4 protein-coding genes and 1 pseudogene are annotated in these 4151 nt (G+C 64.2%); 2 read left to right on the top strand and 3 right to left on the bottom strand.

Features of this window, described 5'->3' with window-relative positions:
* Nucleotides 1–100, top strand: a pseudogene (locus tag EOA32_RS40355) (LysR family transcriptional regulator); the annotation flags it as partial.
* 1 nt (nucleotide 101) lies between these two features.
* On the opposite strand, the gene EOA32_RS34030 reads toward EOA32_RS40355, so the two are convergent.
* The 3 genes from EOA32_RS34030 to EOA32_RS34020 all read right to left on the bottom strand — a co-directional run bounded on the left by EOA32_RS34030 (nucleotide 102) and on the right by EOA32_RS34020 (nucleotide 3734).
* Nucleotides 102–1061: an alpha/beta hydrolase gene (locus EOA32_RS34030; protein WP_066999648.1), complete on the bottom strand. Its 960-nt coding sequence runs from the start codon at nucleotides 1059–1061 to the stop codon at nucleotides 102–104.
* A 231-nt stretch (nucleotides 1062–1292) separates the two neighbouring features.
* Nucleotides 1293–1478, bottom strand: coding sequence for a hypothetical protein (locus tag EOA32_RS34025; RefSeq protein ID WP_067329623.1), 186 nt, complete (start codon nucleotides 1476–1478; stop codon nucleotides 1293–1295).
* A 186-nt stretch (nucleotides 1479–1664) separates the two neighbouring features.
* Nucleotides 1665–3734: an ASKHA domain-containing protein gene (locus EOA32_RS34020; protein ID WP_095778499.1), complete on the bottom strand. Its 2070-nt coding sequence runs from the start codon at nucleotides 3732–3734 to the stop codon at nucleotides 1665–1667.
* A gap of 89 nt (nucleotides 3735–3823) precedes the next feature.
* Here EOA32_RS34020 and EOA32_RS34015 point away from each other — a divergent pair, with 89 nt between their 5' ends.
* Entirely contained in the window at nucleotides 3824–4066 is a 243-nt protein-coding gene (locus EOA32_RS34015; protein ID WP_245299687.1) for a hypothetical protein, read from the top strand.
* Nucleotides 4067–4151: the final 85 nt, after the last annotated feature.

Below are 4151 nucleotides of genomic sequence, written 5' to 3'. Positions count from 1 at the left end.
CGCCATGGTGGTGGCACCCGATGCCAGTGCGCCGGTGAAGGCGGTTGCCGACCACATCCGCGCGACCTTCGAACTGTTCCGGGAAACCGGCAAGTTCTGAGCTATTCGGCCGCCGGCGCAGGTCGCGCCGCATAAGTGGTTCGGCGCGATGCATGGGCTCGCTGCGGTACGATCTCGGCTGTGAGGAAGTCGACGATGCTGTCACGTGCGCGCCGCGCTTCCGGCATATCGATCAGCGGCCAGACGTGGAACATGCCTTCCTCGTATACGACATCGACCTCGACGCCTGCGGCGCGCGCCCGTTCGGCGAAGATCAGATTGTCGGGGCTGAGCAGGTCGCGCGAGCCGGTGAGCAGCAGCGTCTTCGGCAGCACCGAGAGATCACCGTAGAGCGGGCTGATGTGCCAGTCGGAGCGGTCGATGCCGGCGCTGTAGAGCCGGATCGCCTCGAGCCCGCCGGGGATGCCCAGCCAGGGGTCGTTGCGTTCGGCTTCGAACACTTCCGGATTGGACAGGGACATATCGAGGCCGGGCGAGATCAGCACGTGGCGCGCCGGCGAGGGCAGGCCTTCCTCGGCGGCCATCATGGTGAGCACGACTGCCATGTTGCCGCCGGCGGAATCGCCCATGAAGACGATGTTCTCGGCATTGGTCTCTTGCAGCATGCGCCGGTAGACGTCGCCGACCATGCCGAACATGTCATGGAAATTGTGCTCCGGCGCGATCGGATAGATCGGCACGGTGATGCCGAAGCCCAGCCGCTCCGCCATCTCGGCAATCAGCACCCAGTGATAGGACGTGATCTGAAAGACGAAGGCGCCGCCATGCAAATAGAGGATACGCCGGCGCTCGCCCGATTTCGGTGCGATCTCATAGACGGGGAAACCATCGACGCTGGTCTCGGCGATATCCAGCCGCGCCTTCAGAAGAGCCGGCGGATGATAGTCTTCGGTCTTGCGGGCGTAGGCGATCCAGCGCTGCAGATTCTCGGGACTGGAAAAGGCCTTCTTGCGGCTGTGCCTGAGAATGAACGAAACGACGTGGCTTTTCAAACTGGGCATACGGAACACGGATCGGTCGAGCCGACTAAGAGAAATTCCCCCTGCTATGCGAAGATTGTAGTTAGGTTGAAAATGTCAAGGTTCGCAGCGGGCACATCGGCGTGATGCGACGCCGGTCGCGTCAACGGCGCCCTGGCAGCAGCGCGGCGCGCAACTTGTTGTCGCCGATCGCCGAGGCCGCTTGCCGGCCTCGGCGCTTGCCGAGCAGCTTACATTTGTCGGCGAAGGTCATCAGCGGGCGGTTCCCAGGAGCAGCGCGTGCAGGGCTGCCTGCGGGTCGCTCGGCGGCGAAGCCGGCCAGCCGATATCCTTCTGCACATGCACGGGCAGGTCGTTGAGCGCGCGGATCGCCTTGCTCCGGGCATGAGCCTGCCTGATGGTCACGCCGAAGCGGCCGAGGTTATCGAACATCGACATAGTGGGTTCCTCCGGAAGGTCGCGCCGGCTCGAAGACATTTCGCGCCAGCCCTTCGATGGCGGGCTAAATGCGCCCGGCATGTTTCCGGCGGATTTCACGAAAACAGCGTTCCGGTTTCCGGATCGATGGATCCGGAAACATTTGCATGCATACGAACTAAAGAGAGGCGTCGGGCGAAGGGGACCCTATTCGCGCCCACGCCGCGCCGCCCGTTCCTCGCGCGAGCGCCGGCGCGGGGTGGCGTCGCCTGCGGTGCCGTCCTCGCCGACCGTCTTGCGCGGCGGCAGCTTCACTGCGGCCGCGAGCTTCGGGAAAGGGTCGACCTTGTTCGGCAGGGCCATGGCGTAGACGAAGTGCTCCTGGAATTTTGGTTCCAGCGCGGTTTCGATCTTTTCGATCCTGCTCACCGTCTCCTCGATCTCACGGCGGTAGCCGCGATTGAGGAGCGCCATGCGCGCGCCGGCGCCGGCGGCGTTGCCGACGGCCGAGACCTTGTCGAGATCGCAATCGGGAATGAGCCCCAGCACCATGGCGTATTTCGGGTCGATGAAAGAACCGAAGGCACCGGCGAAATGGATGCGGTCGACATGGTCGGCGTGCTGCTTTTCCATCAACAGCTTGGTGCCGGCGTAGAGCGCCGCCTTGGCGAGCTGGATGGCGCGCACGTCGTTCTGGGTGATGGTGATCTTCGGCTCGCCGTCCTTCAGCACATAGGAGAAGGTGCGGCCGTTGGCGACGATGCGCGGCGAGCGCGCGCCAAGCGATCCGTCGACGACGCCGTCCTCGGAGATTATACCGGCGAGATACATCTCGGCCACCACTTCGATGATGCCGGAGCCGCAAATGCCAGTGACGCCGGTCGTCTGCACGCTTTCGGCAAAGCCCGGCTGATCCGACCAGAGTTCCGAACCGATGACCCGGTAGCGCGGCTCAAGCGTGTCGGGATCGATGCGCACGCGCTCGATGGCGCCGGGCGCCGCGCGCTGGCCGCCGGAAATCTCGGCGCCCTCGAAGGCCGGGCCGGTGGGAGAGGAGGCCGCAACGACGCGCGTGCTGTTGCCGAGCACGATCTCGGCATTGGTGCCGACGTCGACGATCAGCATCATCTCGTCCTGGCGGTGCGGACCCTCGGAGAGCGTGACCGCGGCTGCGTCGGCGCCGACATGGCCGGCGATACAAGGGAGCATATAAAGGCGAGCGCCCTGGTTCAGTTTCAAGCCGAGATCGGAGGCCTTGATGCGCACGGCGCCGGAAACGGCGAGCGCGAACGGCGCGCCGCCGAGTTCGGTCGGATCGATGCCGAGAAACAGATGATGCATGATCGGATTGCCGACGAACACCGCGTCGAGGATGTCGTTGCGCTGGACATTGCCTTCCGCACAGACCTTGTCGACCAGGCCGGAAACGGCCTCGCGCACGGCGACCGTCATGCCCTCGCGGCCGTCCGGGTTCATCATCACATAGGAGACGCGGCTCATCAGATCCTCGCCGAAGCGGATCTGCGGATTGGAGGTGCCGGAAGAGGCGGCGACGCGGCCCGACAGCAGCGACACGAGATGCATGGCAATGGTCGTCGAGCCGATGTCGCAGGCGAGCCCGTAGGCCTCGTTCTTCAGGCCCGGCCACAGCGCGATGACGCGCGCGATGTCGCTGTCCGCATCCTTGTGGATGGCGGCGGTGGCGGTCCAATTGCCCTTGCGCAGAATGCCCTGCACCTGCGGCATGAGATAGAAGTCGAACTCGACATTCTTGAACCCCCAGTCCTTCATCAAGGCGATCTTGAGTCGGTCGAGGTCGCCGAGCGGCTTGTGCATGTCGGGCTCTTCAATCTCGACATAGCACATGCGGATTGCCGTATCGCGAGCGATCACCCTGGTGTCGGCTGCCTTGCGGATGGTCTGGGCGTTGATGACCGTGTCCTGCGGCACGTCAATGACGAGGTCGCCGAGTATCTGCGCTGAGCAGGAGAGGCGGCGGCGCTCGGGCAGGCCGCGCACGCGCTCGTAGCGCTCTTCCTTGGCGCCCTTGGGCGAGATGTGGTCGTTGGCAGAGACGATCTTGTGCTTGGCGAAATTGCCTTCCTGCACCTCGATCTGGCAGCGCCCGCAAGTGGCGCGGCCGCCGCACACGCTCTCGACATAGACGCCGAGCTGGCGCGCGGCGTCCAGCACCGGCGTGCCAACGGGAAACCGCCCGCGCTTGCCTGACGGCATGAACAGCACAAGCGGATCGGTGATGTTGGGCGGGGGATTCATGCTGGCACGCGTCTCGATGGCAATTGCCGATACCGTTTAACGGATCGTTTTACTGTTGGGTGGAGTGTACGTTGGTCCAGGGGCCAAACATGTCGGATATTCTGCTGCCCGCCATCTTCACCGCTTTCACCATGGTGCGCGTGCTCAAAGGCCCATGGCTGCGCAATCCGCAATATCTGGCCTCCGGAATTCTCGGCGCGATCGTCGGAGCGCTCCTGCTCCACGCATTCTGGCCCGCCTACGACGATGATGTCATCGTCGGCGGCGGCACAGGCATCTTCGGATCCTGGGCTGGAATGGCGTTGTTCGACGCCATATTGGGCGTCGCCTGACCGCAAAGCAGACTTCTCCGACCGCATCGACGATGCGACCGGATCAGGGCTGTTTGCAATGCGGCTCACGATTGCGCGCTTACCC

Source organism: Mesorhizobium sp. M1A.F.Ca.ET.072.01.1.1, assembly GCF_004023325.1.
GTDB lineage: Bacteria > Pseudomonadota > Alphaproteobacteria > Rhizobiales > Rhizobiaceae > Mesorhizobium.
This window is presented reverse-complemented; position numbering and strand designations above follow the sequence as displayed.